The organism is Arthrobacter sp. TJ-240 (assembly GCF_058269195.1).
The window spans coordinates 778629-804968 of sequence record NZ_JBZCNG010000001.1; the positions used below are offsets into that span (position 1 = coordinate 778629).

At 66.1% G+C, this 26340-nt stretch carries 24 protein-coding genes and 2 riboswitches; of the genes, 12 read left to right on the forward strand and 12 right to left on the reverse strand.

The window, feature by feature from the left end; all coding sequences use genetic code 11:
• Positions 1 to 78 precede the first annotated feature (78 nt).
• The gene (locus AC4D2C_RS03815) at positions 79 to 963 is read right to left on the reverse strand and encodes a LysR family transcriptional regulator (protein WP_490912721.1); all 885 of its coding nucleotides are present in this window, start codon (positions 961 to 963) and stop codon (positions 79 to 81) included.
• A gap of 137 nt (positions 964 to 1100) precedes the next feature.
• Between AC4D2C_RS03815 and AC4D2C_RS03820 the strand changes: the two genes are divergently transcribed.
• The 9 genes from AC4D2C_RS03820 (at position 1101) to AC4D2C_RS03860 (ending at position 11955) form a co-directional block, all read left to right on the forward strand.
• Positions 1101 to 2114: a Bug family tripartite tricarboxylate transporter substrate binding protein gene (locus AC4D2C_RS03820; RefSeq protein WP_490912723.1), complete on the forward strand. Its 1014-nt coding sequence runs from the start codon at positions 1101 to 1103 to the stop codon at positions 2112 to 2114.
• Positions 2115 to 2116: 2 nt separating this feature from the next.
• On the forward strand, positions 2117 to 2713 hold the full coding sequence (locus AC4D2C_RS03825; RefSeq protein ID WP_490912724.1) for a tripartite tricarboxylate transporter TctB family protein: 597 nt from the start codon (positions 2117 to 2119) through the stop codon (positions 2711 to 2713).
• Between the two features lie 8 nt (positions 2714 to 2721).
• Positions 2722 to 4245 (forward strand): tripartite tricarboxylate transporter permease, encoded by a 1524-nt coding sequence (locus tag AC4D2C_RS03830; RefSeq protein ID WP_490912726.1) that lies wholly within the window; start codon positions 2722 to 2724, stop codon positions 4243 to 4245.
• A complete protein-coding gene (locus AC4D2C_RS03835; protein WP_490912728.1) occupies positions 4242 to 4655 on the forward strand; it encodes a universal stress protein in 414 nt (137 codons plus the stop codon). The genes AC4D2C_RS03830 and AC4D2C_RS03835 overlap by 4 nt, the downstream gene beginning before the upstream one ends.
• Positions 4656 to 4813: 158 nt before the next feature.
• Positions 4814 to 4942: riboswitch (SAM riboswitch) on the forward strand.
• A gap of 205 nt (positions 4943 to 5147) precedes the next feature.
• Positions 5148 to 5591 (forward strand): PIN domain-containing protein, encoded by a 444-nt coding sequence (locus tag AC4D2C_RS03840; RefSeq protein WP_490912730.1) that lies wholly within the window; start codon positions 5148 to 5150, stop codon positions 5589 to 5591.
• A 107-nt stretch (positions 5592 to 5698) separates the two neighbouring features.
• Positions 5699 to 5805: riboswitch (SAM riboswitch) on the forward strand.
• A gap of 102 nt (positions 5806 to 5907) precedes the next feature.
• Positions 5908 to 6819, forward strand: a complete 912-nt coding sequence (locus tag AC4D2C_RS03845; RefSeq protein WP_490912732.1) for a methylenetetrahydrofolate reductase — start codon at positions 5908 to 5910, stop codon at positions 6817 to 6819.
• Between the two features lie 53 nt (positions 6820 to 6872).
• On the forward strand, positions 6873 to 9248 hold the full coding sequence (metE, locus tag AC4D2C_RS03850; protein WP_490912734.1) for a 5-methyltetrahydropteroyltriglutamate--homocysteine S-methyltransferase: 2376 nt from the start codon (positions 6873 to 6875) through the stop codon (positions 9246 to 9248).
• A 147-nt stretch (positions 9249 to 9395) separates the two neighbouring features.
• On the forward strand, positions 9396 to 10748 hold the full coding sequence (locus AC4D2C_RS03855) for an O-acetylhomoserine aminocarboxypropyltransferase/cysteine synthase family protein (protein WP_490912736.1): 1353 nt from the start codon (positions 9396 to 9398) through the stop codon (positions 10746 to 10748).
• A gap of 1 nt (position 10749) precedes the next feature.
• On the forward strand, positions 10750 to 11955 hold the full coding sequence (locus tag AC4D2C_RS03860; RefSeq protein WP_490912737.1) for a cystathionine gamma-synthase: 1206 nt from the start codon (positions 10750 to 10752) through the stop codon (positions 11953 to 11955).
• Positions 11956 to 11980: 25 nt separating this feature from the next.
• Here AC4D2C_RS03860 and AC4D2C_RS03865 read toward each other — a convergent pair whose 3' ends face one another.
• Genes AC4D2C_RS03865 through AC4D2C_RS03905 form a run of 9 tightly spaced genes read right to left on the reverse strand, consistent with a single transcriptional unit; the run spans position 11981 to position 22259 of the window.
• Positions 11981 to 13438 (reverse strand): FAD-dependent oxidoreductase, encoded by a 1458-nt coding sequence (locus AC4D2C_RS03865; protein ID WP_490912739.1) that lies wholly within the window; start codon positions 13436 to 13438, stop codon positions 11981 to 11983.
• 51 nt (positions 13439 to 13489) lie between these two features.
• The gene (cobA, locus tag AC4D2C_RS03870; RefSeq protein WP_490912740.1) at positions 13490 to 14695 is read right to left on the reverse strand and encodes a uroporphyrinogen-III C-methyltransferase; all 1206 of its coding nucleotides are present in this window, start codon (positions 14693 to 14695) and stop codon (positions 13490 to 13492) included.
• Entirely contained in the window at positions 14692 to 15627 is a 936-nt protein-coding gene (locus AC4D2C_RS03875; protein ID WP_490912741.1) for an ABC transporter permease, read from the reverse strand. Before AC4D2C_RS03875 ends, cobA begins: the two co-directional genes overlap by 4 nt.
• Positions 15617 to 16333, reverse strand: a complete 717-nt coding sequence (locus AC4D2C_RS03880) for an ABC transporter ATP-binding protein (protein ID WP_490912743.1) — start codon at positions 16331 to 16333, stop codon at positions 15617 to 15619. Before AC4D2C_RS03880 ends, AC4D2C_RS03875 begins: the two co-directional genes overlap by 11 nt.
• 9 nt (positions 16334 to 16342) lie before the next feature.
• Entirely contained in the window at positions 16343 to 17512 is a 1170-nt protein-coding gene (locus tag AC4D2C_RS03885; protein ID WP_490912745.1) for an ABC transporter substrate-binding protein, read from the reverse strand.
• On the reverse strand, positions 17502 to 18914 hold the full coding sequence (locus AC4D2C_RS03890) for a sulfate adenylyltransferase subunit 1 (protein ID WP_490912746.1): 1413 nt from the start codon (positions 18912 to 18914) through the stop codon (positions 17502 to 17504). Before AC4D2C_RS03890 ends, AC4D2C_RS03885 begins: the two co-directional genes overlap by 11 nt.
• The gene (cysD, locus tag AC4D2C_RS03895; protein ID WP_490912747.1) at positions 18914 to 19843 is read right to left on the reverse strand and encodes a sulfate adenylyltransferase subunit CysD; all 930 of its coding nucleotides are present in this window, start codon (positions 19841 to 19843) and stop codon (positions 18914 to 18916) included. The genes AC4D2C_RS03890 and cysD overlap by 1 nt, the downstream gene beginning before the upstream one ends.
• Positions 19825 to 20535 carry a phosphoadenylyl-sulfate reductase gene (locus AC4D2C_RS03900; RefSeq protein WP_490912748.1) on the reverse strand — a complete coding sequence of 237 codons (711 nt, stop codon included), beginning with the start codon at positions 20533 to 20535 and terminating at the stop codon, positions 19825 to 19827. Before AC4D2C_RS03900 ends, cysD begins: the two co-directional genes overlap by 19 nt.
• Positions 20532 to 22259, reverse strand: coding sequence for a nitrite/sulfite reductase (locus AC4D2C_RS03905; protein ID WP_490912750.1), 1728 nt, complete (start codon positions 22257 to 22259; stop codon positions 20532 to 20534). The genes AC4D2C_RS03900 and AC4D2C_RS03905 overlap by 4 nt, the downstream gene beginning before the upstream one ends.
• A gap of 211 nt (positions 22260 to 22470) precedes the next feature.
• On the opposite strand from AC4D2C_RS03905, the gene fdxA reads away from it, so the two are divergent.
• Both fdxA and cysK read left to right on the forward strand, forming a co-directional pair.
• Positions 22471 to 22788, forward strand: coding sequence for a ferredoxin (gene fdxA, locus AC4D2C_RS03910; RefSeq protein ID WP_490912752.1), 318 nt, complete (start codon positions 22471 to 22473; stop codon positions 22786 to 22788).
• A 76-nt stretch (positions 22789 to 22864) separates the two neighbouring features.
• Positions 22865 to 23800 carry a cysteine synthase A gene (gene cysK, locus AC4D2C_RS03915; protein WP_490912754.1) on the forward strand — a complete coding sequence of 312 codons (936 nt, stop codon included), beginning with the start codon at positions 22865 to 22867 and terminating at the stop codon, positions 23798 to 23800.
• Positions 23801 to 23936: 136 nt separating this feature from the next.
• Here cysK and AC4D2C_RS03920 read toward each other — a convergent pair whose 3' ends face one another.
• Together AC4D2C_RS03920 and AC4D2C_RS03925 are read right to left on the reverse strand one after the other, a co-directional pair.
• Complete coding sequence (locus AC4D2C_RS03920) at positions 23937 to 24734, reverse strand: sirohydrochlorin chelatase (RefSeq protein ID WP_490912756.1); 798 nt, start codon at positions 24732 to 24734, stop codon at positions 23937 to 23939.
• Positions 24735 to 24905: 171 nt separating this feature from the next.
• Complete coding sequence (locus AC4D2C_RS03925; protein ID WP_490912758.1) at positions 24906 to 25703, reverse strand: alpha/beta fold hydrolase; 798 nt, start codon at positions 25701 to 25703, stop codon at positions 24906 to 24908.
• A gap of 68 nt (positions 25704 to 25771) precedes the next feature.
• Here AC4D2C_RS03925 and AC4D2C_RS03930 point away from each other — a divergent pair, with 68 nt between their 5' ends.
• Entirely contained in the window at positions 25772 to 26287 is a 516-nt protein-coding gene (locus AC4D2C_RS03930; protein ID WP_490912760.1) for a helix-turn-helix domain-containing protein, read from the forward strand.
• Positions 26288 to 26340: the final 53 nt, after the last annotated feature.

Sequence of the window (26340 nt, forward strand, 5' to 3'; positions counted from 1 at the left end):
GACTCAGCGTATGAAGCGCAGCGATACGTGTCTAAGACTGTTTTAGAATGGCTCGATACCTTCGCGGTATCGCCTCTCCTAGTCGTGCTGGCTCGTGACGACTTCGAGGATGCGGTGCAGTGCCGGGTTCTTGGACTCCTTCAGCCAGATGGCAAAGAGTTCGACGGGATCCGATCCGAAGCCTTCGACGTCGCAGTACTGCACGCCTTCGATGCCGAGAACGGTCGTCGAGTGCGGCACGAGCGCTATGCCGCGGTTGGCGGCCACGAGCGAGACCATGGTGAGGATCTGCGCCACCGTATGCACGTAGCGCAGCTGGCCCGCGGGCGCCAGACGCACGATGAGGTCGTAGAAATACCTCGCCTGGGTGGGTGAGTGCATGATCAGCGGTTCTGTCCTGAGGTCCTCGACTGTCAGCGGGCGACCGATGAAGGCGAAGCGGTGCGTCTCCGGCACTGCGGCCACGAGAGGCTCGCGATAGAGCAGCCGCGAACCGAAGACCTCCTCGTCGAAGGGAGGGCGGGCCAGCCCCAGGTCGATGTCACCGTCCCGCAGGGCGTCGATCTGCTCACGGGTGACCATCTCGCGCAGCTCGATGTCCACCTCGGGCAGCTCCGTCGAGATCTCATTGAGCAGGGCGCCCAGAATGCCGAACGTGGATGCCGCGGTGAAGCCGATGCGGATGGACCCGGCCGATCCCTTCGAGATCCGTCGGGCAAGATCGGGTGCGCTCTCGGCCAGCGCCAGGAGTCGTTGTGCCTCGCCGAGGAAGGCGCTGCCGGCGGCCGTGAGCGTGACGCCGCGGCTGTCGCGCTCGAAGAGTTGGACAGCGATGGCCTTCTCGAGCTTCTGGATCTGCCGGCTGAGCGGTGGCTGCGTCATGCGCAGGCGCTCGGCGGCACGGCCGAAGTGCAGTTCTTCAGCGACTGCCACAAAGCCACGCAGTTGATCCAGGGAATACATGATGCCCAGAGGGTATCAGCTCATACTTTATTGGGCTTAGACATGCATGACGCGGATTTCTAAGCTTTCCATATCAGGCGCAGAGTGACTGCCATCACAGGCCGGTCGACCCTGGGCCTCCATCAAAGGAGATTCCAATGTTCCATTCGAAGTTCGCCCGCCGCTCCGCGTCGACCATGGGTGTGGCAGCGGTCCTGGCACTGACGCTCTCCGCCTGCGGCGGCAACGTCGCCAACTCCGGCGGAGGTGGCGAGGGCAGCGAGTTCCCTTCCGGCCCGGTAACCCTGACCATCGGCCAGGATCCCGGGGGCAGCACCGATCTGATCGGACGAGCCATCGCGGAGAACGCCTCGGAAACCCTTGGTGCTCCCATCCCCGTGGTGAACAAGCCCGGCGCCAACGGCGCCTTGGCAACCCAGGAGGTAGCCAACGCAACCCCTGACGGCCAGACCCTCATTCTGCTCAACGCCTCGCTGATTGCGATCACGCCTCTGGCCGTCAGCGAGGATGAGGCTGTGACCCTCGACGACCTCGAGGTCATCTCCGGCATCTCGCAGGACGACTATGTGCTCGTCGCCAATGCCGAGTCCGAGTACAAGACGGTCGAAGACATCGTCGCTGCGGACAAGGCCTTCAATTTCGCGACGACAGGCGTCGGCACGGGAAGCCAGCTCGCCCAGGCTCTGCTCTTCAAGCAAGCCGGCGTCGAGGGCACCGACGTCCCGTTCGACGGCGGCTCCCCGGCCATGACGGCCATCCTCGGCAATCAGGTCGACTTCGCCACGATTCAACTGGGCGAGGCGATGCCCCAGATCGAGGCCGGTACCCTGACTCCGATCGTCACCTTCTCCGAAGAGCGCAACCAGTACCTGCCCGATGTCCCTACCGCCCTCGAGGCCGGCTACGACGTCCCCGTCTCCCAGTACCGTGCGATCGCCGCTCCCAAGGGCACCCCCGAGCCTGCCCTGGAAAAGCTCCGCGAGGCAGTCTCGGCCGCCTTCGAGAGCGAGGAGTACAAGTCCTTCAACGAGGAGAATCTCTTCACCCCGCACGAGATCGACGGTGAGCAGGTCGCCGAGGAGTGGACGGCCAACGCCGCGAAGTACAAGGAGCTTGTGGAGAAGTACGACATCGACCTCGGCGGCGAGTGACCATGCCGGCCCCTGATGCGGACCACCGGGCAGCCGGCGGTTCGCACCCCCTCCACCCCGAGCGTCAGCACACCGTGCACCGCTCGGATCTCGTCGACGATGTCGTCGACGACCTCACGCCGGAGGATCTCGCCGCGCAATGGGAAGCGGAGAAACCGCCAGCCGCAGGCCCGGGTGCGAACATCGCCTCGGCGGTCGTCGTCATCGCCATCGGAGTCGCAGGCACCATCGGGTCGCTAGGACTCGGGCTGGGTTCTCCCGCCGACCCGGAGCCCGGTCTGTGGCCCTTCATGATCAGTGTCCTGCTCATCGTGCTGGGAACAGCCCTCGCACTGTTCGGCCGGAAGGTCCTGGATGCGGAGAAGTTCTCCCGTTCCAGCCTGCAGGTCGCAGCAGGCCTGGCCAGCCTCATCGTCTTCACCCTGCTGATCGGGCGGATCGGCTTCGAGATCCCGGCCCTGATCCTCAATGTGGTCTGGCTCCGTTTCCTGGGCCGTGAGTCCTGGCGGATGACGATCCTGCTGAGCGTCGTGATCACTGTTGCGTTCTACCTGCTCTTCGTCCTGGCCCTCAACGTGCCCATCCCGCATCTGTTCTAGGGAATCCCATGGAATTTTTCGAACCGGTACTGAACGGTTTCGGCGTCGTCCTCGAGCCGACCAACCTGCTGTACTGCCTGCTCGGCGTCGTCATCGGTATGCTGATCGGCGTCCTGCCCGGTCTCGGCCCCGCAGCGACCATCGCGATCCTGTTGCCGCTGACCTACGGCATCGAACCCGTCACCGCCATCATCATGCTCTCCGGTATCTTCTACGGGGCTCAATACGGCGGCACGATCACCTCGGTGCTGCTCCGGCTTCCGGGGGAAGCGTCCTCGGTGGTCACCGTCTTCGACGGATACGCCCTCACGAAACAGGGCAAGGCAGGCACCGCCCTCGGCGTCGCTGCCATCGGCTCCTTCATCGGTGGCACCGTCGCCATCATCGGCCTCACCTTCCTGGCACCGCTCGTCGCCGGCTTCGCCCTGGATTTCGGGCCCCCCGAGTACACCGCCCTGGCGCTGCTCGGCATCCTGCTCGTAGCAACCGTCAGTAACGGCGGCCGCCTCAAATCCCTGATCGCAGCAGCCATCGGACTCCTGCTCGCCACCGTCGGACGGGACGGTTTCACCGGTGAGTCCCGATTCACGCTCGGCAGTCTCTCCCTCGCCGACGGGCTCGACTTCGTGCCCATCGCCATGGGTATCTTCGGCCTCGGCGAGATCCTCTACAACCTCGAGGAACGCCACAACAAGGTCCAGGCGCCGGCCAAGGTCGCCAACGTCTGGCCCTCGCGCAAGGACCTCAAGCAGTCCTCCGGCGCCATCGGCCGCGGATCCGTCCTCGGCTTCTTCCTCGGTATCCTCCCCGGAGGCGGCGCGACCCTCTCCTCACTGGCCGCCTACGCCATGGAGAAGAAGCGCGCGAAAGACCCCTCCCGCTTCGGCAGGGGAGCGATCGAAGGCGTCGCCGGCCCCGAGACCGCGAACAACGCGGCAGCGACCTCGTCGTTCATCCCGCTGCTGACGCTCGGCATCCCGGCGAACGCGACCATGGCCATCATCTTCGGCGCCCTCCTCATTCAGGGCGTCACACCCGGACCGCAGCTCGTACAGAACGATCCGGAACTGTTCTGGGGCGTCGTGAACTCCATGTACATCGGCAATATCCTGCTGCTGATCATGAGCATCCCCCTGGTCGGCATCTTCGTGCGGATCCTCCGTGTACGTCCTGCGATTCTCGCCCCGGTGACGGTGCTCATCACCCTGATCGGTGTCTACACCATCAACAACAGCATCTTCGACATCTGGCTGGTCATCTTCTTCGGCATCGTCGGATACCTGATGAAGAAGTTCGGCTTCGAACCCGGTCCCCTCGTGCTCGCCTTCGTCCTCGGAGCCCTCCTCGAGGAGAGCCTGCGCAGGTCCCTGCTGCTCTTCGGCGGTGACGCCACACAATTCGCCGGGCGCCCCATCACAGCCGTGCTTCTCTTCGTGTTCATCGTCGTCATCCTTCTTCCCGTCATCCAGAAGGCGCTGAAGAACCGCTCGGCGAGGCAGGCGTCCACCACCAACAAGAAGGAAACGGTATGAGCATCCTCATCGGATATGTCCCGACCCCCGAAGGGGAAGCGGCCCTTGACGCCGGCCTCAAGGAGGCACAACTGCGCAACACCAATGTGGTCATCCTGAACTCACCGCGGAAAGGTGCGCCAGTCGACGCGTCCCTCGTCCCGGAGGAGCAGGTGGCCGACCTCGTGAAGCGGGCGCGGGACCTTGGAGTCGACGCCGTCGTGCGGCAGCCGGGACACGCTGATGACCTCACCGAGGAGTTCATCGGCCTCGCTCAGGAAGTGGACGCGTCCCTCATCGTCATCGGGCTGCGGAAGAGAAGCCAGGTCGGCAAGTTCATCCTCGGCAGCCATGCACAGCGCATCCTGCTGCAGGTCGACCGGCCCGTCCTGGCCGTCAAAGCCGGCGACGAGTTCAGCACCACGAGCTGAAGATCTGTGGCCTCACTGCCACACCAGTGTTCCGGGGCCACCCTGTAAACCGAAGCGCGGCAGGGTGGTCCCGGTTCGCACCAGTCGGGCTGGCGTCCGATACCGCCCTGGCTCTGGGCTGAGGATTTTCAGGCGTGTTATGTCTATACTTCCAACAGCTTCAAGAACTGCGGCCGTCAAGCTCCGACTAGGCCGCATACCAACCCCGCGCTCATAGGGTGGTTCGGATGACGAAGCGGCCCGCATTCGCCCCTTCGGTGGGTATCTGGTGCGGGCAAGAGCTCGCGAAAGGACGCGGCCCTGCGCCGTCCGCCCATGACACCACCCCCAGCCAAAGCGTTCCCCGCACAGATCCCGATGATCGCGTTGAGCATCCAGGACTACGAAGTGCTCACGGCTCCGCGCGAGGCGTTCGTCGCCTTCCTCCTGACGCCGCGATCAGAAGGGGAGTCCGCCAGGAGAGCGGGCCGACGGCCGACGGGTAACTGAGGCATGGCATCGCCGAGCGGCCTCCTTCTGGACACCGACGTCATCGCGGAGTTGCGTGGTCCGAGCCCCCATCCCGCCGTCACCGGGTTCCTCCATCGGCGCCGTCACTTCCGCATCTTCGTCTCCGCGCTGACCATCGGCGAGCTGCACTCGCTGGGCCGCCGGAACGAGCACTTCCCGGACCTCGAAGCCTGGCTGCACGAATTCACGGAACGGTTCGGCACCAACATCCTGTCCGTCGACGTCGACGTCGCCGTGGCGTGGGGGCCGCTCGCCGGTCTTGCCGACGTGGCCCTCGCCGATTCCCTGATCGCGGCGACAGCCCTCCACAAGGGCCTCGCTGTCGTATCGGGGAACATCGAACCGTACCGGAGGCTGGCGGTTCCGGCCATCAATCCCTGGACAGCGGCAGAGCGGTCCCCGGAACCCCACGGCGTCGTTCCATGACGTCGCGACGGACCTTTGTGACAGAGGCTGTGTCGCATGACGTCACGCAGCGCCATGTTGCGCCAGGTTTGCCGCCCGGCGCGGCGCGCTGCTTAGAGTGATCCCACCAACCATCAAGAGCGGCCGAGAGATCTGGCTTGTTGACGCCGCAGCAACCATTTGGCTGTCCCCTCGGGGACAGCGGAAACGGTGCTAATGCCAGAACCGATGGAGACACATCAGTGAACCCACGTGAGGACTCGGCGTGCCCGCGCCCGGTACCACTGGTTCGCGGCATCCTGCTGGTGCGCTCCCTCGGCCCTACCGAGGAGCTCGAATGGTATTTTCAGGACACGGAGCGGTACCGCCGTCGCTCTCCTACGAGCTGTACCCGCCGGCCACCCCGGAGGCCGGCGACACCGTCCTGCGGACGATCGACGAACTCGGAGCCACCCGTCCCGACTACGTCTCGGTGACCTACAGCGGCACACCGGCACGACGACGGGCATCGGTCGAGCTCATCGACCACCTGATCACCAGCACCCGGCTCCGCCCGGTAGCCCATCTCTGCTGCGTGGGGGAGACACGGGAGAGCCTGGACCTGCTGGTGCGGCAGTTCGTCGGGCTGGGAGTCAGGGGCATACTGGCCCTGCGCGGGGACCTGCCGACGGAGCCGGGGGTGTTCTGCGGCGAGCTGCCCTTCGCCCGGGACCTGGTGGCACTGATCCGGGAGGTCGAGACCAGGCACGGTGCTTCACTCGCCGGTGGCCGTCTCGCGGTGGGGGTGGCGGCCTATCCGACCACGCACCCCGAGTCGCCGTCATTCCTGCACGATGTCGAGGTATTGATCTCGAAGCAACGCTCCGGCGCCGACTTCGCCATCACGCAGGTGTACTTCGACCCCGCCGACTACGTGCGCCTGGTCCTCGCAGCCCGCACGGCCGGCGTCACCATCCCGATCATTCCCGGCGTGATGCCCACCGTCAGTGTCCGGCGGCTCGAGCGGCTGGCCATCATGACCGGCGTACGTCCCGACGCCGAGCTGCTGCACCGCCTGGAAACGGCCTCGAGTGATGCCGAATGCCGGCGGATCGGCGTGCGGGCAGCGGCGGCGCTGGCCCGGGCGGCCTTCGAGGCAGGAGCGCCTGGCCTCCATCTCTACACCTTCAACGACTTCCGAGCGTCCCTCGACGTCGTCGAACAGCTCGACCTCCCGGCGGCTCGCCTCGCCGGCGCCGTTCCGGGCTGAACGGCCCGGACCCACCAGATCCAGAACCGACACCACCTTCGAAGGAGCACCACATGAGTACCGCCGACACCTTCCCCGCCGCCACGATCCTGGGCTACCCGCGCATCGGGCCGGACCGGGAGCTGAAGAAGGCACTGGAGGCCTACTGGGCCGGCCGCCTGGACGAGGCAGGGCTGCACCGTGCGGCCGAGCAGTTGCAGGACCGCTCGGTTGCACGGCTCGCCGAGCTGGGCCTGAAGGAGGCCGATTCCTCCATCCCTGCGGATTTCGCCCTCTACGATCAGGTCCTCGACGCCACGGCGGCCCTGGGCGCGCTGCCGTCCCGGTTCGCGGACCTGGCCGGTGAGGACGGGTCCGTGGACACAGCCGCCTACTTCACGCTGGCCCGGGGCGACGGCGACCGCGCGCCGCTGGAGCTGACCAAGTGGTTCGACACGAACTACCACTACCTCGTGCCCGAGATCGGCCCGGGAACCCCGTTCACCGCGGTGGCGCACCGCCTGACGTCCATCATCCGACGGCAGAAGAACCGCGGCGCCGTATTGCGCCCGGTGCTGGTGGGCCCTGTGACCTACCTGCTGCTCGCCAAGGCCGAGGAGGGGGCACCCGCCGGGTTCGACCCCCTGTCCCGGATCGACGACGCCGTGGCGGCCTACGGGGGAATCCTCGCGGCCCTGGCGGAGGCGGGAGCCGCGTGGGTACAGCTGGACGAGCCGGGCCTCGTGGGCGACCGCGGCGGCGAGCTGGCGGCACCCGGCGGGCTGGTGGAGCGGGTGTACCGGCAGCTGGCGGGTACCACGGACCGCCCGGCTCTCCTGGTGACCACGGGTTACGGTACCGCCGGTGATCCGGCGGAGCCGGGCCAGGCGCTGGCCGTGCTCGCCGCGGCGGGCGTCGACGCGGTGCACGCGGACCTGGTCCGGGGAGCGCGGCCCTCGGTCGGGGCGCTGCAGGCGCTGGTCGACACGCGCCTCGTGGCCGGCGTCGTGGACGGACGGAACGTCTGGGGGAACGACCTGCGCTCCTCCCTGGCCACCCTGGAGGAACTGCAGTCGGAGACCGCGCACGCGGTCAGCACGGCGACGTCCACCTCGCTGCTGCACGTGCCGCACGACGTGGTGGCCGAGACCGCCCTGCCGGAACACCTGCCGGCGTGGCTCGCCTTCGCCGACCAGAAGATCGTCGAGGTGGTGGTCCTGGCACGCGGACTCGCCGAGGGCCGGGCGGCGGTGGCCGACGACCTCCAGGCGTCGGAGGCGGTGCTGCGCGAACGCGCGCTGTTCGACGGCGTCGTCGTGGACCGCGTGCGCACGCGCACTGCCGCACTGACCGAGGAGGCGTTCACCCGCGGCTCCGCCGCACACCGGGCCGACCTGCAGCAGGAGAGGCTGGGGCTGCCCCTGCTGCCGACCACCACCATCGGTTCCTTCCCGCAGACCGACGAGGTGCGCGCCGCCCGCGCCGCGGCCCGCAACGGCAACATCTCCCCGGCGGAGTACGAGCAGTTCCTGCGGCAGGAGATCACCCGCGTGGTGCGGTTGCAGGAGGACCTCGGACTGGACGTGCTGGTGCACGGCGAGCCGGAGCGCAACGACATGGTCCAGTACTTCGCGGAGAACTTCGACGGCTTCGCGGCCACGGAGCAGGGTTGGGTGCAGTCCTACGGCTCGCGCTGCACCCGGCCGTCCATCCTGTGGGGCGACGTCACGCGCCCGGAGGCGTTCACAGTCCCGTGGATCACCTTCGCCCAGTCGCTGACACAACACCCGCTCAAGGGCATGCTCACCGGCCCGGTCACCATCCTTGCCTGGTCCTTCGTCCGCGACGACCAGCCGCTGGGCGAGACAGCCAACCAGGTGGCGCTGGCCCTGCGGGACGAGATCGCCGACCTGGAGGCGGCAGGCATCTCGATCGTGCAGGTGGACGAGCCGGCCCTGCGTGAACTGCTGCCGCTGCGTTCGGCGGACCAGCAGGCGTACCTGGACTGGTCCGTCCGGGCGTTCCGGCTGGCGACGTCCGGTGCCGCCGACCACACGCAGATCCACACGCACCTGTGCTATTCCGAGTTCGGCGAGGTCATCTCCGCGATCGACGGGCTCGACGCCGACGTCACGAGCATCGAGGCGGCACGCTCCCGCCTCGAGGTGGTCGCGGATCTGGCCGGATTCGGCTACTCCCGCGGCATTGGCCCGGGGGTCTACGACATCCACTCGCCACGCGTGCCCTCGGAACAGGAGATCTCCGGACTCATCGAGACGGCGCTGGCCGCCCTGCCTGCGCAGCAGTTGTGGATCAACCCGGACTGCGGCCTGAAGACCCGCGGCTACGACGAGACCGTCCTCTCACTGCGGAACCTGGTCACCGCAGCGAAGGCGGCGCGTGGGCGCACCGCCGCCCAGCGGGCGGAGCAGGCCCTGACCGGCTCATGACCGCCGCGCGGCACCCGGCTCTCCCGGGTGCCGCGCCCCTTCCGGGCAGGCCCACCGACGTGGGCCTGCCCGACCTTCCGGACCCCCGGACCACCCGGACCACCCGGACCACTCCGACCACGGAACCACTGCTGACGAAGGAGCCCCTTGAGCACCGGCGACGCTGGCTGTACGGCCACCACCCAGATCCATGCAGGCTATGAACCGCAGGCGCCCTATCGGCCTGTGGCTGTGCCTGTCTACCAGACCGCGGCGTACGAATTCGCCGACTACGCGTCGGCCCGGCGCATGTTCGCGCTGAAGGAACCGGGCTTCACCTACACCCGGACCGGCAATCCGACCGTTGCTGTGCTCGAGCAGCGCATCGCTGCACTCGACGGCGGCGTGGGCGCGCTGGCCACGGCCACCGGCCAGGCGGCCGTGGCCGTGGCCCTCCTGTCGCTGGTCCGCGGCGGCCAGCACATCGTCGCCTCCTCGAAGCTGTACGGGGGCACCGTGGACCTGCTCACGGATACCTTCGAGGACTTCGGGATCGAGGTGAGCTTCGTCGACCCCGCCGACGTCGGCGCGTGGCAGTCCGCGGTGCGCCCTTCGACCCGGGCGTTCCTCACCGAGTCCATCGGCAATCCGCTGGCCACGCTGCAGGATCTGCCGGCCATCGCCGCGGTAGCCCACGGCGCCGGGGTCCCGTTGGTGGTGGACAACACCCTGGCGACGCCGGCGCTGTACCGGCCGCTGGATCACGGGGCCGACGTCGTCGTGTATTCGGCCACGAAGTTCCTCGGCGGGCACGGGACCACCCTCGCCGGCGTCGTGGTGGACGGCGGACGCTTCGACTTCTCCGCCTATCCGGACAAGTGGCCGCAGCTCACCAGGCCCAAGCGACGCTACGGCGGAGAGATCCTGTGGGAACGCCACGGCCACGGCGCGTACCTGGCCCTGGCGCGCAGCAAGTACCTGCACGACCTCGGTCCGTCGCTCGCCCCGACAAGTGCCGCCCAGATCCTGCAGGGCCTGGAAACCCTGGACATCCGGGTGGCACGGCACGGGCAGAACACCCAGGAGGTCATCGGGTTCCTGGCCGGCCATCCGGGCGTCGCCGCGGTGCACCACCCCTGCGTTCCGGGCCACCCGCAGGCCGATCTGGCACGCCGGGACTTCCCGCGGAGGGCCGGCAGCGTGTTCTCCTTCGACCTGGCCGCGGACCCGGAGCAGGTCGGACCGTTCATCGACCGGCTCCGGTTGTTCAAGCTGGTGGCGAATGTGGGGGATACCCGGTCTTTGGTCGCGCACCCTGCGGCGATGACGCACTGCCGGCTCAGCCCCGAGCAGCGGGCTGCAGCAGGTATCACAGGAACCACCATCAGGCTCTCCGTCGGGCTCGAGGACGCGGATGACCTCGTCGCTGATCTGGATTTGGCCTTGGCCCCACTGGTCAGGACTGCTGATCCGGCCACCACGACCCCTTCCGCCGTCGTCCACGCAGGAACGGGAGCCTGACATGGCACAGTACTCAGGATTCAACACGACAGCTGTCCATGCCGGTCAGGAGCCGGACCCTCTCACAGGTGCGGTGATCCCACCGATCTACCAGACCTCCACCTTCGTGCAGGACGGCATCAACGTGCTGCGGGCCGGGCACGAATACAGCCGAGGCTCCAACCCGACCCGCAACGGATTCGAGGCCCAACTCGCCGCCCTGGAGCACGGAGTGGCGGGGTTCGCCTTCGCCTCCGGCCTGGCGGCCGAGGACGCACTGCTGCGGGCACTGCTGCGCCCGGGTGACCACATCGTGCTCGGCGGTGATGGTTACGGTGGCACCCACCGGCTGATCAACGGGCTCCTGGGGCCTTGGGGGGTGGCGAACACGGCCGTGGACATCACCGACCTGGCCGCGGTCGCTGCCGCCATCACGCCCGGTTCCACCGCACTGCTGTGGGTGGAGACACCGTCGAACCCGCTGCTGGGCATCGCCGACCTCGCGGGTTGGGCGAAACTGGCACATGCTGCCGGAGCCCTGCTGGTCGTCGACAACACCTTCGCCTCGCCCTACCTGCAACGGCCGCTGGACCTCGGCGCGGACGTGGTGGTGCATTCGACGACCAAGTACATCGGCGGGCACTCGGATGTGCTGGGCGGGGCGGTCGTGGTCACGGACCGCTCGTTCCGTGGCAGGCCCCTGGCCGAAACCATCGGGTATCAGCAGTTCGCCGGCGGTGCAGTCGCCGGACCGCAGGACTGCTTCCTGGCGGCCCGCGGCCTGAAGACCCTCGGACTCCGGATGGAACGGCACAACTCCAATGCCCAGGCGCTGGCCGAATGGCTCCGGGACCAGCCCGGGATCGCCGAGGTACTGTACCCCGGACTGCCCGAGCACCCCGGCCACGCCCTGGCGGCAGAGCAGATGTCGGGTTTCGGTGGCATCGTCTCGGTGCGCTTCAGCGCCGGCGAGACCGCCGCGCGCCGGTTCGCCGAATCCACCCGTCTCTTCGCGCTCTCGGTCAGCCTCGGCGGGGTGGAATCGCTGATCTGCTACTGCTCGGAGATGACGCACGCCTCCGTGCGGGGGACCACACTCGCGGTCCCCACCGATCTGGTCCGGCTGTCCGTCGGGGTGGAGGACCTCACGGACCTTCAGGAGGACCTGGCTGCCGCGCTGACGAGCACGCGCGAAGCCCCCAGGAGCTTCGCAGGCCTCCGCAGCTGATCCACACTCCCGGGGGCTATCAGCTTCAGTCACTCGGCGCGGCGAGGCCTACTCGCTCACTGATGTGCACCATCTCATCGCGTGACACTACTTTGATTCGCTCCCGTATGACAGGCTGGTCGTTCACCGTGGATGTCGCCTCGTCGCCGAGAAGTCGTTCATGGGCATCCAGTCTCAGCCACCCTTCCCACGTGGTGTAGTCCACGGCACGGGCTCTCAGTAGCCATCCGATGTCTCCACCATGCAACGGGGTTTGCTTCAGCATCGCTGGAGTATCGGCGAGGATGCATTCGACGGTTTCCAGCGCATCACTTTTCGTGTGACCGATCAAACCGACAGGTCCACGCTTGATCCAACCTGTGGTGTAAAGCCCCGGTGCCGGGTTTCCATCCGCTCCGAGCACCCGCCCTGCCTCATTCGGGATCACTCCGCGCGCGTGGTCGAAGGCGAGCCCCTGCAGGGGTGAACCGAAGTAGCCCACCGCGCGGTAGACGGCCTGCACCGGATAGTCGAGGAACTCACCGGTACCTTTTCCATTGCCCGAACCGTCGAGCTCATTGCGCTCGAACCGTATTCCGGTAACCCGTCCGTCCTGGCCCAGGATCTCGACCGGGGAGTGGAGGAAGTGGAGGTGGAGCCGGCGTGAGGCGCCGGTGGGTTCGTCCTCGACAAGCCAGTTCGTGAGGGTTTTGACCATCGTGCGGGTCTGGTTATTGCTTGCGATCTGCTGCTCGGAGGCTGCATCGAAGTCGAAGTCTTCGGGGTAGAGAACGATGTCCACGTCACGGGAGTGCGAGAGTTCACGCAGTTCGAGTGGCGTGAACTTCACCTGCGCCGGCCCACGGCGCCCGAAGACGTGGACGTCCGTGACGGGTGAGGACTTCAGGCACTCGTAGACGTTTGCAGGAATCTCGGTGCTGAGGAGGTCGTCGGCGCGCTTGGAGAGCATCCGGGCGACGTCCAGGGCAACGTTGCCGTTGCCGATCACGGCGATCTCCTTCGCGTCGAGCGGCCAGTCGCGGCTGACGTCCGGGTGCCCGTCGTACCAGGACACGAAGTCGGCTCCACCGAAGGACCCGTCGAGTTCGATGCCGGGGAGGTTCAGGTCCGCGTCGAGGATTGCTCCGGTGGCGAAGATGATCGCGTCGTAGTGCGCCTGGAGGTCGTCGAGGGTGATATCGGTGCCGTAGTCGACGTTCCCGAAGAAACTGATATCGCCGCGGTCGAGAACCTTGTGCAGCGCGGTGACGATGCCCTTGATCCTCGGGTGGTCCGGGGCCACGCCGTAACGGATCAGTCCGTAGGGCGCGGGGTACCGGTCGAAGAGGTCGATGCTGACCGTGAGCACACCGGCCTCGACGGGTGCCGACTTCGTCAGGATGTCGGCCGCGTAGACGCCCGCCGGCCCGGCACCGATGATCGCAACCCGCAGCGGGCGGGCAGCGCTCCGGCAAGGAGCGGGAATGGAGGTGTTGCTGGACATGGGAAGGGTCCTGTTCTGTTGCATGGAATGGGACGGACGGCGTCCGAACGGTCAGGGTGCGAAGGAGGGGGAGAGCGAGACGACGTCGCCCACCACGATGACAGCCGGAGCCCGCACGCCGATGGCTTCGGCGCGGTCCGCGATGGTCGCCAACGATCCGGTCGTCACGCGTTGCGTTGGCATCCAACCGTCCTCGATGACCGCCACCGGGGTTCCTGCAGCACGCCCGCCGTCGATGAGAGTCTGCGCGGACTTTCGGAGAAGGGAGACCCCCATGAGGAGGATCAACGTATGATCGCTTCCTTGCGGAATGAGTCCGATCTGCTGGTCTATTCCCTCGTGGCCGGTCAGGACGCTGAAACCCTTCGCGATACCGCGGTGGGTGACAGGTATCCCGGCTGCGGCAGGTACCGAGATAGCCGAGGTGACGCCGGGTACCACCTCAACGGCTACCCCGTGCTCACGGCAATACAGTTCTTCTTCTCCGCCGCGGCCCAGCACATAGGGGTCCCCTCCCTTCAGCCGGACGACAAGATGGCCGAGGAGTGCCTGTTCCACCAGGATGGTGTTGATCTCCGACTGTGGCACCGGGTGATGCCCGGGCAGCTTGCCCACGTCGATGACCTGAACCCCCGCCGGTAGGTCGGCGAGCACGGATCGGGGTCCGAGGCGGTCGGCAACGACGACGTCCGCTTGTGCCAGTAGCTGCCTGCCTCGAGCAGTGATCAGACCAGCAGCACCCGGTCCGCCTCCTACGAGTGCGACACGTCCGGCTTCCCCGGGGCCTTTCCGATGCCGCCTCAGTGGCAGGTTGCCGGTTTCGAGGGCTGCGATCACGCCATCACGCAGTAAGGCGGCGCGCCTGGGATCCGCGTCGGTGTTGACCGCCACCGTCACGCCGTCGAATGCTGCCACGGCGGGTACCCACGCGGACGAGTTCCCCGAGTCTCCGCCCTTCACGCACCAGATGCGGGCAGCCTCGGCATCAGCGGCGATGGCGTCCTGGACACGCCTGCTTCCGGTATGGGCCAGCACGAGCCACGCGTCGTCGAGGTCCGCCGGACCATAGGTCCTGGCCTGCCAGTCCAGGGCTCCGGTCGCGGCCAGGTCCCTGATATCTTCACTGGCATCCGGGGCAATGACTGTGATGAGCGCCCCGTCGGCAACCAGCGCGGGAATGCGGCGCGCGGCCACCGGTCCGCCGCCCACCACGAGGACCTTCCGGCCTTCCAGTTGCAAGCCCAGCGGGTAGGTCATGACGGACCTGCCTGGAGCAGGCCGCGCCGTTGGAGGAGCCGGCGCTCCAGGGGACCGAAGACCAGTAGTTCCACCACCACGCCGACCAGCAGGATCATGAGGACCGCCGCCATGACGACGGCCATGTCCGAGAGCACCCGGCCCTGCTCCAGCAGTCCACCGAGTCCGAAGCCCAGGGCACCGCCGGTGGCGATGATCTCCGCGGCCATGAGTGAGCGCCAGGAAAACGCCCACCCCTGCTTCAGCCCGGCGACGTAGCCGGGAAGAGCCGCCGGCAGGACGATCTTGAATATGACGGTCCATCGTCCGGCTCCCAGTACGTGGCCGACACGTCGGTACTGACCGGGCACCTGGTCGACCCCCGAGATGAGCCCGTTGATGATGGAGGGAACCGCCCCCATCAGGACGACGAAGTACACGGTGGCATCGCTCAGGCCGAACCAGATGATCGCAGCCGGTACCCAGGCCACCGACGGCAGAACCTGCAGGCCGGAGATGATCGGGCCGAAAGCTCCCCGGAGCATCGAACTCTGAACGAGCGCCAGGCCGAGCGGAGTGGCGATCAGTACGGCGATGATGAAGCCCATGAAACCGCGTTCGAGACTGGTGAGGATGACGGCCTGCGCCTGTCCGTCCGCGATCAGTCGGGCGAGCGTCGTGAAGACGTCGAAGGGACCGGGGAGCACGTCGGGGCGCGGCCTCACCAGCCAGACATACATCTGCCAGACGTAGATCACCGCAGCGACCGCGGCGAGTGGCAACAGGGGCCCGGTCAGCCGGGAGGTCCACCCTACGGCGCTGACGGTCTGCTGCTGGAGGGCATCGAGCCCTGCCCCGAGCTGGCGGCCGATCGCGGTATCGGGTTCGGTCTCGTCGACCCCCTGCACCCGGTGATGGACCGGGAGGTCGGCGGTATGGGTGTCACGCTGCATGGCGGCGGATCTCCTTCCGCAGTTCGACGGTGATCTGTCCCACCAGGGCGGCGGGATCCTGACCGGTGGTCGACCATTCTCCGACCACCCTGCCCGGCCTCGACGACATCAGCAGCACCCTCTGACCGAGGAGAACCGCCTCGCGGACATTGTGGGTGATGAAGATGATGGTGCGGCCGGTTTCCCTCCATACCCTCAGCAACTCCTCGTGCAGCAGGTCCCGCGTTATCGCATCGAGCGATGCGAAGGGTTCATCCATGAGCAGCGCTTCCCGGTCCTGTGCGAGCGAACGGGCCAGTGCCACGCGCTGACGCATGCCACCGGACAGTTCGTGGGGTTTCTTCCGGCCGGCATCCGCGAGGTGCACCATCTCCAGGAGGCGTGCCGCCTCGACTCCCCGCTCGGACCGGGGGACTCCCCGGAGTTCGAGCGCCAACTCCACGTTGCCTCGTGCGGAGAGCCACGGGAACAGGGACGCATCCTGGAACATGAACGCCGCCTTGGGAGCGCCGATGCTGCCCGACGTGGGTAACTCGAGGCCCGCGATGAGATTCAGCAGGGTCGACTTCCCGCAGCCCGATGCACCGAGGAGCGTCACGAACTCTCCCGGCGCCACATCGAGATCCACATTCTCCAGAACCAGGGGAGTCAGTGGCGAGAAGCGCTTGGACACCCCTTGGAACGTAATGCTGGAAGTCTTGATCATGGCGTTCCACTACCCCTCTGCCGGGTCGGTCGTCGGAATCGGATCCAGGTCTGCGTCCGCACGTACTTCGTTGAGCAGCGTCAGGTCCACGATTCCTCGAATGTCGTACTCCGTGGCGGTGCCCGCAGCGATCCCGTTGACCAGAAGCTGCTCCAACGAGTCGCCGAGCGGGTCCTGCGTGAAATCGAGATTGCTCAGTGCCCGGTCCAGTACGGGATCGGGAAGCGGTTTGGACTCGGCTGACTCGAGACCCCGGTTCAACACCTCGGCATCATCGCCACCCTCGCTGTTGTTGGAGTCGAGCCATTCCAGCGCCCGCAGCTCCCCCCGGAGCAGCCCCTTGATCTGCTCGGGGTGGTCGGACAGGTAGTCCGTTCGGACGACGATCAGCGTGGTGGGGAAGCGGCCTTCCGGCCACAGGTCCTTCTCGTCGACGAGGACCGAGCCACCGGCCTCGAGGACGAGGCGCGTAGCCCACGGTTCAGGCACCCACGCTCCGTCGAGATCGCCGTTCGAGAAGAGCTGGAGGGACACGGCGTTCTCGGTTGGAGTGATGACGACGTCGTCCGGGTCGCCCGTGCCGGTCGTCAGTCCGTTGTCGATCAGCCAGGTACGCAGGGCAACGTCCTGCGTGTTGCCCAACTGGGGGGTGGCGAGTGTCGCTCCGCGGAGGTCCCCGGCATCGGCGATACCTGCACGCACCACGAGTTGCGCTCCTCCTGAGGTGGCCCCGGCCACGATCCGCAACGAGGCGCCCTCACTTTTGATGTAGGAGTTGATGGCCGGATTGGGCCCGATGAAGGCTGCATCGATGGCCCCCGCGTTCAACGCCTCGATCGCCGCAGGGCCGGCGTTGAATATCTGGGTGCGAAGACGCGTGCTGCCCAGCTCCTCCCCGAAGATCCCCGTCTCGAGTCCTACGAGGGCCGGCGCGTGGGTGAGGTTGCCGAAGTACCCCAATCGGAGCTCCTCGGCCGCGGAGGCGGGCTCGGGGGCGGGAATCAAGGAGGCTGCCCTTTGCGACGAGGCATACGCGGCAACGGCCGCGCCGGCCGCCAGGGCGATGATGAGGCAGGTCACGAGGAGCGACTCCGCCACCCGGCTTCTCAGGACGCGCCCACGCCCCGATCGGCGTGCGGGCAGATTCTCGTTGATTGGTCGGAGGATCTCAGGAGGCATCGATTCCTCCCGGCGAGCCGGTCCCGCCGTTGCCGGTGGCGACCGTGCCCGCGCCGGCGCTCAGGCCTGCTGCGGTGACCAGTCCGGCCGCCAGTGTGTTGCCGCTTGCCGGATCGATCACGATGAACGAGCCGGTATGGCGCGATGCGGCATACGAGTCGGCAGGCAGCGGTGACGCGACACGGATACGTACCGTGCCGATGTCGTTGAGATCGAGCCGCGCGGCGGGCTGCTCGGTGAACGTCGTGAGGTCCAGGCGACCGGGGATGTCCTGCACGATGCCACGCACCGTCGCGCTGCCGTGCTTGACCAGGACCGTGGTACCCGGATGGAGGGTCCTGGGTGAGAGCCAGCACAACGAGGCATGGATGTCCTGGCTGCTCTCCGAGCTCGTACCGGGGGCGGCAAGGAGATCACCACGGGAGATATCAAGATCGTCCTCGAGCCGGAGGACCACCGACTGCGGCGCCGACGCCTCAGCCGGGTGCTGACCGGCCATGTCGATTCCTGAAACCACGGTACTCCGCCCCCCGGGGAGGACCGTCACGGCATCTCCCACACGGATCGTGCCGGCGACGATCTGTCCGGCATAGCCGCGGTAGTCCCGATAGGTGTCCGGGTCGAGACCCGGTGCGAGGGCACCCTGGGGCCGGAGGACCGTCTGCACGGGGAAACGGAAGGCCTCGCTGCCCGTTTCGAGATCGGTCAGCGCGGGCAGCTCCTCGAGGATCTCGAGGAGCGAAGGGCCGTCATACCAAGGCGTGCGTTCGGAACGGGTGACGATGTTGTCACCCACGAGGGCCGAGACGGGTACGACAGTGAGGCTCGTTTCCCCGAGTTCGACGGCGGCCTGCTGCAGCTCTGCTTCTACGCTCCGGAATCTCGCCTCGCTGTAGTGCACGAGGTCTATCTTGTTGATGGCTGCTATCAGGTTGGGCACGCGCAGGAGCCGCGCGACGGCGAGGTGTCGGCGGGTCTGTTCCAGAACACCCTTCCGGACATCGATGAGCACGACGACGGCGTCGGCGGTGGAGGCTCCGGTCACCGTGTTCTTGGTGTACTGCACGTGCCCGGGGCAGTCCGCCAGGATGAAGGATCGTTTCGCCGTCGCGAAATACCGGTAGGCGACATCGATGGTGATGCCCTGCTCGCGCTCGGCCCGCAGGCCGTCCGTGAGTAGGGCGAGATCGAGCTGCTGCACCCCGTCGACCGGCGCCCCACCGAACCCACGTTCGGCTGAGGTCCGTTCAACGGCGGCGAGCTGGTCGGCCAGGACCGATTTGCTGTCGTGCAGCAGCCGTCCGACGAGTGTCGACTTCCCGTCGTCAACCGATCCAGCCGTTGCGAAACGGAACAGTGATGCGGTGGAAAGGGCGGGGGAATCGTCGGTCAGGATGGTCATCAGAAGTACCCGTCTTTCTTGCGGTCCTCCATGGCGGCTTCGGAGATGCGGTCGTCGGCGCGGGTCGCGCCACGTTCGGTGATGGTGCTCAGTGCCACTTCGCGCACCACGTCAGCGGCGCCGGCCGCGTCGGAGTCGACCGCGCCCGTGCAGGACATGTCACCGACGGTGCGGTACCTGACGGACCTGATCTGCACCTGTTCGCCGGGAGCGGGTTGGGAGACGTCACCTACCGCGCGCCACATCCCGTCCCGACGGAAGACTTCGCGGGGATGGGCGTAGTACAGGGCCGGCAGGGCGATGCCCTCGCGTTCGATGTACCGCCAGATGTCGAGTTCGGTCCAGTTCGAGATGGGGAAGGCTCTTACGTGCTGGCCGACGGTGTGCCGCCCGTTGTAGAGCTTCCACAGTTCCGGTCGCTGGTTCCGGGGGTCCCACTGGCCGAATTCGTCGCGCAGCGAGAGAATTCGTTCCTTGGCCCTGGCCTTGTCCTCGTCCCGGCGGCCTCCGCCGAAGACGGCATCGAAGCGGTTGGTCCTGATGGCATCGAGCAGCGGTTGGGTCTGCAAGGAATTCCGCGTGCCGTCCGCCCGCTCCAGGAGCCGGCCATCATCGATATAGTCCTGCACCGATGCGACGACGAGCCTCAACCCCAGTCGGTCCACGGTCTCGTTGCGAAAGTTCAGAACCTCGGGGAAATTATGCCCGGTGTCGACATGGAGCACGGGGAAGGGAACCCGTCCCGGCCAGAACGCTTTCGCTGCAAGATGCAGCATGACCACCGAATCCTTGCCTCCACTGAACAGCAGTGCGGGCCGCTCGAACTCGGCGAAGACTTCGCGCAGAACATGGATGGCTTCGGACTCGAGGGAGTCGAGGCTGGAAAGCAGTCGGTTTCCGGTAGCAGTGCTCACTGGTGTATCCCACATTCTGTTTTGGCGAGGCCTGCCCAGCGGCCGGCCCGCGGATCTTCTCCGGGGGCTACGGGGCGCGTGCACGGGCTGCATCCGATGGAGGGGTACCCATTGGACAGCAGCATATTGACGGGTACCTGATGCACCTGGGCGTAATTCAGGAGGTCATCGAAACTCCACGCGGCCAGTGGATTCACTTTCACCAGGCCGTGGAGCGAGTCCCAGGTCACCAGCGGCGTGTTGGTCCGCGTGGGAGCCTCGTCCCGGCGCACCCCGGTAAACCAGACCTCGTAGTTCGCCAGAGCGCTTTTCAGAGGGCCCATCTTCCGCAGCGCGCAGCACTGGGCCGGGTCAGTGGCGAAAAGATCCTTGCCGAAAGCGCGGTCCTGTTCGCTCACGGAAAGAGTTGGCAGGACATCGACCAGATTGATGTCCAGGCTCCTTTCCACTTCGTTGCGCGTGGCAAGGGTTTCCGGGAAGTGGTATCCGGTCTCCAGGAACAGGACGTCCACGCCCGGAAGCTGCTTCGAGACGAGGTGGGGCAGTACGGCATCAGCCATGGAACTGGCCACCGCGGTAGCCTCCATGGCGAATGTCCGTGCAACCCAGGCCACGACAAGGTCGGCAGGCGCGTCCCAGCCCAGCTCATCCTTGCCTTGCAGGGCGAGGGCCTGGAGTTCCTCACCCGTCCGCAGGTGCACGGTCATAGGAGTGCTCCCTCATCGGCGCGGTGTGCCCACTCCGCGAACGTCTCGGACCGGTGCTTGTCGGCGACGAAACGGCGTACCAGCCGTTCGACATACTCAGGAAGATCCTCAGCGGTGACTTTGAGGCCGCGGACGGTGCGGCCCAGGCCGGCTTCCTCCCGGTCCATGGAGGCCAGGCCTCCACCGAGATGAACCTGGAAGCCGGGGGATTGACCACCATCACCATCAGGCAGTAGTTGGCCCTTCAGCCCGATGTCCGCCGTCTGGATGCGGGCGCAGGAATTGGGGCACCCGTTCACATGGAGGGAGAGCCTGTCGGGCAGCACCCCGGACGCGGCGAGATCTGCGAGGCGCGTCTCCAGTTCGGCCACTGCCGTCGCTGCGGTGACCTTCGTTTCCACGATGGCCAGCTTGCAGAACTCGATGCCCGTGCAGGCGATCGAGGAACGGCGGAAAACCGACGGCTTCGCAGTGAGGCCCAGCGCTTCCAGACCAGCAGTCAGGGAGTCGAGCTGATCTTCGTGGATGTCGAGGAGAACCAGCTTCTGGTGAGGTGTCGTGCGCAGCCGCCCGGACCCGTGCTCCTCGAGCAATGTTGCAAGCGATGTGAGGACCGTGCCGGAAAGACGTCCGACGACCGGAGATACTCCGATGAAGTGCCGTCCGTCCCTCTGCCGATGGATTCCGACATGGTCTCCTGGAGTCGAGGGCCTGGCCGCCGGTGGTCCGTCGGCCAGCCGGTACCCGAGGTACTCCCGTTCGAGGACCTCGCGGAACTTCTCCACGCCCCACTCAGCGAGCAGGAACTTGAGCCTCGCCTTGGTCCGCAGCCTCCGGTAGCCGTAGTCACGGAAGATCTTCGTAACACCCACCCAGACGTCGGCAACTTGGTCAGGCTGCACGAAGGCGCCAAGGCGTTCCGCCAAACGGGGAGTGACGGAGAGGGCGCCCCCTACCCAGAGGTCGTATCCCGGTCCGAGCTCGGGGTGAACGACCCCGACGAACGCAACATCGTTGATTTCGTGTACCACGTCCTGGCTGGGATGCCCGGTGATGGCGGTCTTGAACTTTCGAGGGAGGTTGGCCAGCTCTGGATCCCCGATGAAACGTTCCGCCAGTTCCTCGATAGCAGAGGTGGGATCAATGATCTCGTCGGCTGCGATACCGGCGACAGGAGATCCAAGAATTACACGTGGAACATCACCACAGGCCTCGGTCGTGGAAAGGCCCGCTTCTTCCAGCCGGCGCCATATCTCCGGCACGTCCTCGACCCGGATCCAGTGCAACTGTATGTTCTGGCGATCCGTGAGATCCGCTGTTCCACGCCCGAAGTCGGTCGAGATCTCGCCGATCACACGTAATTGCCTGGTGGTGAGGGCGCCGCCGTCGATACGGACCCGCAACATGAAATATTTGTCCTCGAGCTCGTGCGGCTCAAGAGTTGCGGTCTTCCCGCCGTCGATGCCCGGCTTTCGCTGGGTATAAAGGCCCCACCAGCGAAAGCGGCCGTGCAGGTCGGTCTTCTCGATGGAATCGAAACCATGCTTCGAATACACCTGCTCGATCCGGTCCCGGACGTTCAGGCCACTGTCCTGCTGTTTCCATGCCTCATTCGCGTTCAGCGGAGCGGTCCCGTCGACCTTCCACTGCCCATTCGGCCTGCCTGTTTTCGTCGCGCCGAGACTGTTCCGGGCACTCAAAGAGGCTGCTGTTGAACTTGTCATACAGGGACAGTACGTGGACGCATGCCATGACACGAAGGAATTACCACGGCCTTAACCCGGGGTCTCACGCAGTAATACAAAGACGTTACTCGTCACATACCGCCATGAGGTGACTTACTCCCTGGTCGAGGAATGTCGCCCGTACAGTGTCTTCGTCAAGGGCAGACGACTTCGTCGCCGGCACGCAGAGTTCCGAGGAAAGGCGTGGGACGTGACCTACGTAATCGCGCAGCCCTGCGTGGACGTCAAGGACAAGGCCTGTATCGAGGAGTGCCCTGTCGACTGCATCTACGAGGGCGAGCGGTCGCTCTATATCCACCCCGACGAGTGCGTGGACTGCGGTGCGTGCGAACCAGTGTGCCCCGTCGAGGCGATCTACTACGAGGACGACACCCCCGAGCAGTGGGCTGAGTACTACAGGGCGAACGTCGAGTTCTTCGACGACCTCGGCTCGCCCGGCGGAGCGGCGAAGGTCGGCAACACGGGCTTCGACCACCCGATCATCGCGGCCCTGCCGCCCCGGAATTAGCACTCCTCTCTCGCGGCCTCAGGCAGCACATCCCTCTCTTTCATCCGCTTACAGCACAGATCAGGCAGGTTCAGTCATGGCCCGGATTTACGACGACGTCACCCAGCTCGTGGGCGGCACCCCCTTGGTGCGCCTCAACCACTTGACCAAGGATCTGACTGCGGATGTGGTGGTGAAACTGGAGTTCTACAACCCGACGAACAGCGTCAAGGACAGGATCGGCGTCGCGATCATTGATGCCGCAGAACAATCCGGGGCCCTACGCCCAGGCGGAACAATCGTCGAAGGCACTTCGGGCAACACCGGAATCGCTCTGGCAATGGTCGGCGCGGCACGTGGCTACAAGGTCATCCTGACAATGCCCGAAACCATGTCCGCCGAGCGCCGAGTGATGCTTCGAGCCTATGGGGCGGAAATCATTCTCACCCCAGGCTCCGAAGGAATGCGAGGCGCCGTCGAGCGAGCGAAGGAGATCGTCGCGACAACGGACAATGCCGTCTGGGCCCAGCAGTTCGCCAACACCGCTAATCCCGAAATCCACAGGCTGACTACGGCCGAAGAGATCTGGGAGGATACTTCGGGCGCTGTTGATATCTTTGTCGCGGGCGTCGGCACCGGAGGCACGGTGACCGGGGTCGGGCAGATCCTCAAGAAATACAATCCCGAAGTGCAGATTGTCGCCGTCGAGCCTGCCGAGTCCGCCATCCTCAACGGTGGAGCGCCCGGTCCGCACAAGATTCAGGGCATCGGGGCGAACTTCGTCCCGGAAGTTCTGGACATCAACATCTATGACGAGGTCATCGACGCCTCCCTCGAGGACTCGATACGAGTTGCCCGAGCCCTGGGAACCGAGGAAGGTATCCTCGGAGGAATATCGTCTGGAGCCATCGTCTGGGCCGCGCTCGAGCTGGCAAAGCGTCCGGAGAACGCCGGCAAGCTCATCGTGGCGATCGTGTGTGACTTCGGTGAACGCTACATCTCGACAGTGCTCTTCAACGACATTCAAGCCTGACACGCGCTGGTTCAAGATTACCGATCAGAATGCTCTCGTTGTTGCACTTCGATCCGCTTCTACGTTCGCCACGATGACTGGTCCGTGATGAATTCCGAATACTCCCTGGGCCGCCTACCCGGCATTCCGGGCGGGATCAGGCTGGTTGGGGCGAACCGCTCCTGAGGCACGTTTTCACGCGTGCCCGGCAGGGCCTGGAACACCCTCCCGCACCGACGGCCGCCTCATCCCCCCGCAGGCGGGCAACGGCGTCGTCATACCGGCTGAGTGCGATCCCGGCGATGACCGGATCCGGCAGCAGGGGAGCGCTGACGACGTCGGCGCCGGCCCTGGCCAGTTGATCGTGGAAGTACCCGGGGGCCAGAAGGTACGACGCCACCGCCACCGGGGAAGCGTCCGAGCCGGTGCGGCAGGCCGCCACGGCCTCGGGCACGGACGGCGACGCTTTGGAACCGAATCCGGATAGCACGGGACCGGTGCGGAGTCCGGCAAGGACGGCCCTCACCTCGGCGACGTCCTCGGCGGCGCAGGCGTCCGAGGAACCGGCGGCGGCCAACACCACGGCGTGATCGTCCTCCACCCCGGCCTCGACAAGACGCTGGTGAAGCACCCGTGCGAGCCGCGGATCGGGGCCCAGCGGAAGGGCGGACACCGTTTCCGGACGGCCCGCCGCCGCCCGGGCAATGTCTACCTTGACGTGGTAGCCGCCCGACAGCAGCAACGGCACAATGACAGCCTGACGCCCGGGCGGAAGGGATGCGACGACGTCCACGAGATCAGGATCCTGCACATCCACGTACGCCTCGAGAACGTCGATGCCGGGCCGAAGGGCCGCGATGCCTGCCCGGACGGCGTCAATTTCACTACGTCCCTGCACGTTGTCCGTACCGTGCGCGCAGGCGATCAGTACGGGGCCGGATCCGGAGAGAGTCATGAGAGCCATTCAAGCACCAGCGTGGGCTCATACGGCAGCCTCGCCCCCAGCAACAGCGCCCACGCCGAGGTCCTCCTCCATCAGGCCCGTCCACATACCGCAGTGCAGCTATACCCAGGGCTCCTCGAGATCCTCGGGATGACAGACAGCCACCTGGACAGCCGGAGGGTGTCAGGAGCCTGTCGGGGATAGGGGAGTGAGGCCTGTCGGCAGCGTCCGGTGCTCGAGCCAGTGACGTGTGGCTTGTCCGAACAGCCGCGGTTGTTCGCCGACCCACCCGTGATGCATTCCGGGCACGGTTCCGGCAGCCGCGCAGGGGATCGTCGCTTGGATCGTCCTGAGCGATTGGAGGATGAGTGTGTGTTCGCTGCTGCCGGCTACCGCAAGAACCGGCACCTCCTTATGCGCCAGGGACTCCGGCAGTGTGAAGTGCAGTGCCTGCCCGTTGATGGTTCGCAGTGACTCACGGTCAGAGGCCTTCGCTGCGGAGCGGAAGCCGTCGAACCGGTCCGCCGGTACCTTGAGCATGCGTGCGTTCCATCGAATGAAGAGATCCGATTGCATCACCGGTGAGAGCAGGTGACCCATCGCCTTCATCAGCCCGGGATGAGGAAAGGGCAGGACGTTCACCCCACTGACCATCACGCTGCGAACTCTCGAACTGGTTGCTGCAACTTCGAGCCCGACGTACCCGCCGAGGGATAGTCCGACCAGATGCGCCCGACCACCCTCTGCACGGGCGGCAATGACCTGATCGACCAGGGCCGCCGTCTTCGCCATGGAAACCCAGGGCAGCCTGTTGCTGCCACCATGGCCGGGTAAGTCAGGAACGATGACGTGGAACTGTTGCGCCAGGTCCTCTCCGACGGAGTGCCACATCCATCCACTGGTTGCCATGGCGTGCAGAAGGACGACCGAGGGGCCCCGACCACGACCTTGTTCATGCACCTGAACATCCTGCACAAGCATGGATCGATCATTCCCAAACGTGGGAATGTTGTCAACGGCGGCAAGATTGGCTCATGGAAGAGCGAACAATGACCGAGATCCTGTTCCATCCGATCCGGCTACGCATCGTGCAATCGATGCGCTCGGGCACGACCTGGTCTACCGCGGAGCTTCACCAGCGGATTCCGGACGTACCAGCGAGCACGCTGTATCGCCATGTTCGGACACTCTCGCAGGCCGGCATCCTGGAGGTCGTCGAGGAGCGCGCCGTGCGGGGCACCATCGAACGGCACTATGCCCTTGTTCACGGCGCAGGAAGTGTCACTCCTGAGGAGCTTGCGCAGATGGACCGCGATCAACATGGCGCGGCATTCGGCGCCTTCGTTGCCGGCCTCATAGCGGCCTTCAGCCGGTCCATAGAGAACCCAGGGTTCGACCTTCAACGCGACGGCGTCAGCTACCGCCAGGTCCCAGTACAGCTGAGCGACACGGAGCTGGCCGATCTAGCCGCAGCGATCGACGGCGCGGTTGCTCGACTGACTCAAGCCCCTGACCCCGGAGACCGCCGAACGAGGCTGCTGACAATGATCGTCCTGCCGGAATAAGAGGCACACGATCAACCTGTCCGCGTGGATGCCGGTCCTGGACGCCCTCACCC

Bases quoted from the DNA above. Each gene is read 5' to 3' on its own strand.
- AC4D2C_RS03925 (WP_490912758.1), bottom strand. From the start codon at position 25,703: ATGCTTGTGCAGGATGTTCAGGTGCATGAACAAGGTCGTGGTCGGGGC.
- AC4D2C_RS03845 (WP_490912732.1), top strand. From the start codon at position 5,908: ATGGTATTTTCAGGACACGGAGCGGTACCGCCGTCGCTCTCCTACGAG.
- AC4D2C_RS03865 (WP_490912739.1), bottom strand. From the start codon at position 13,438: ATGTCCAGCAACACCTCCATTCCCGCTCCTTGCCGGAGCGCTGCCCGC.
- cobA (WP_490912740.1), bottom strand. From the start codon at position 14,695: ATGACCTACCCGCTGGGCTTGCAACTGGAAGGCCGGAAGGTCCTCGTG.
- cysK (WP_490912754.1), top strand. From the start codon at position 22,865: ATGGCCCGGATTTACGACGACGTCACCCAGCTCGTGGGCGGCACCCCC.
- AC4D2C_RS03890 (WP_490912746.1), bottom strand. From the start codon at position 18,914: ATGACCATCCTGACCGACGATTCCCCCGCCCTTTCCACCGCATCACTG.
- AC4D2C_RS03825 (WP_490912724.1), top strand. From the start codon at position 2,117: ATGCCGGCCCCTGATGCGGACCACCGGGCAGCCGGCGGTTCGCACCCC.
- AC4D2C_RS03885 (WP_490912745.1), bottom strand. From the start codon at position 17,512: ATGCCTCCTGAGATCCTCCGACCAATCAACGAGAATCTGCCCGCACGC.
- AC4D2C_RS03860 (WP_490912737.1), top strand. From the start codon at position 10,750: ATGGCACAGTACTCAGGATTCAACACGACAGCTGTCCATGCCGGTCAG.
- AC4D2C_RS03930 (WP_490912760.1), top strand. From the start codon at position 25,772: ATGACCGAGATCCTGTTCCATCCGATCCGGCTACGCATCGTGCAATCG.
- AC4D2C_RS03900 (WP_490912748.1), bottom strand. From the start codon at position 20,535: ATGACCGTGCACCTGCGGACGGGTGAGGAACTCCAGGCCCTCGCCCTG.
- metE (WP_490912734.1), top strand. From the start codon at position 6,873: ATGAGTACCGCCGACACCTTCCCCGCCGCCACGATCCTGGGCTACCCG.
- AC4D2C_RS03920 (WP_490912756.1), bottom strand. From the start codon at position 24,734: ATGACTCTCTCCGGATCCGGCCCCGTACTGATCGCCTGCGCGCACGGT.
- AC4D2C_RS03880 (WP_490912743.1), bottom strand. From the start codon at position 16,333: ATGATCAAGACTTCCAGCATTACGTTCCAAGGGGTGTCCAAGCGCTTC.
- AC4D2C_RS03830 (WP_490912726.1), top strand. From the start codon at position 2,722: ATGGAATTTTTCGAACCGGTACTGAACGGTTTCGGCGTCGTCCTCGAG.
- AC4D2C_RS03820 (WP_490912723.1), top strand. From the start codon at position 1,101: ATGTTCCATTCGAAGTTCGCCCGCCGCTCCGCGTCGACCATGGGTGTG.
- AC4D2C_RS03815 (WP_490912721.1), bottom strand. From the start codon at position 963: ATGTATTCCCTGGATCAACTGCGTGGCTTTGTGGCAGTCGCTGAAGAA.
- AC4D2C_RS03835 (WP_490912728.1), top strand. From the start codon at position 4,242: ATGAGCATCCTCATCGGATATGTCCCGACCCCCGAAGGGGAAGCGGCC.
- AC4D2C_RS03840 (WP_490912730.1), top strand. From the start codon at position 5,148: ATGGCATCGCCGAGCGGCCTCCTTCTGGACACCGACGTCATCGCGGAG.
- cysD (WP_490912747.1), bottom strand. From the start codon at position 19,843: ATGTGGGATACACCAGTGAGCACTGCTACCGGAAACCGACTGCTTTCC.
- AC4D2C_RS03875 (WP_490912741.1), bottom strand. From the start codon at position 15,627: ATGCAGCGTGACACCCATACCGCCGACCTCCCGGTCCATCACCGGGTG.
- AC4D2C_RS03905 (WP_490912750.1), bottom strand. From the start codon at position 22,259: ATGACAAGTTCAACAGCAGCCTCTTTGAGTGCCCGGAACAGTCTCGGC.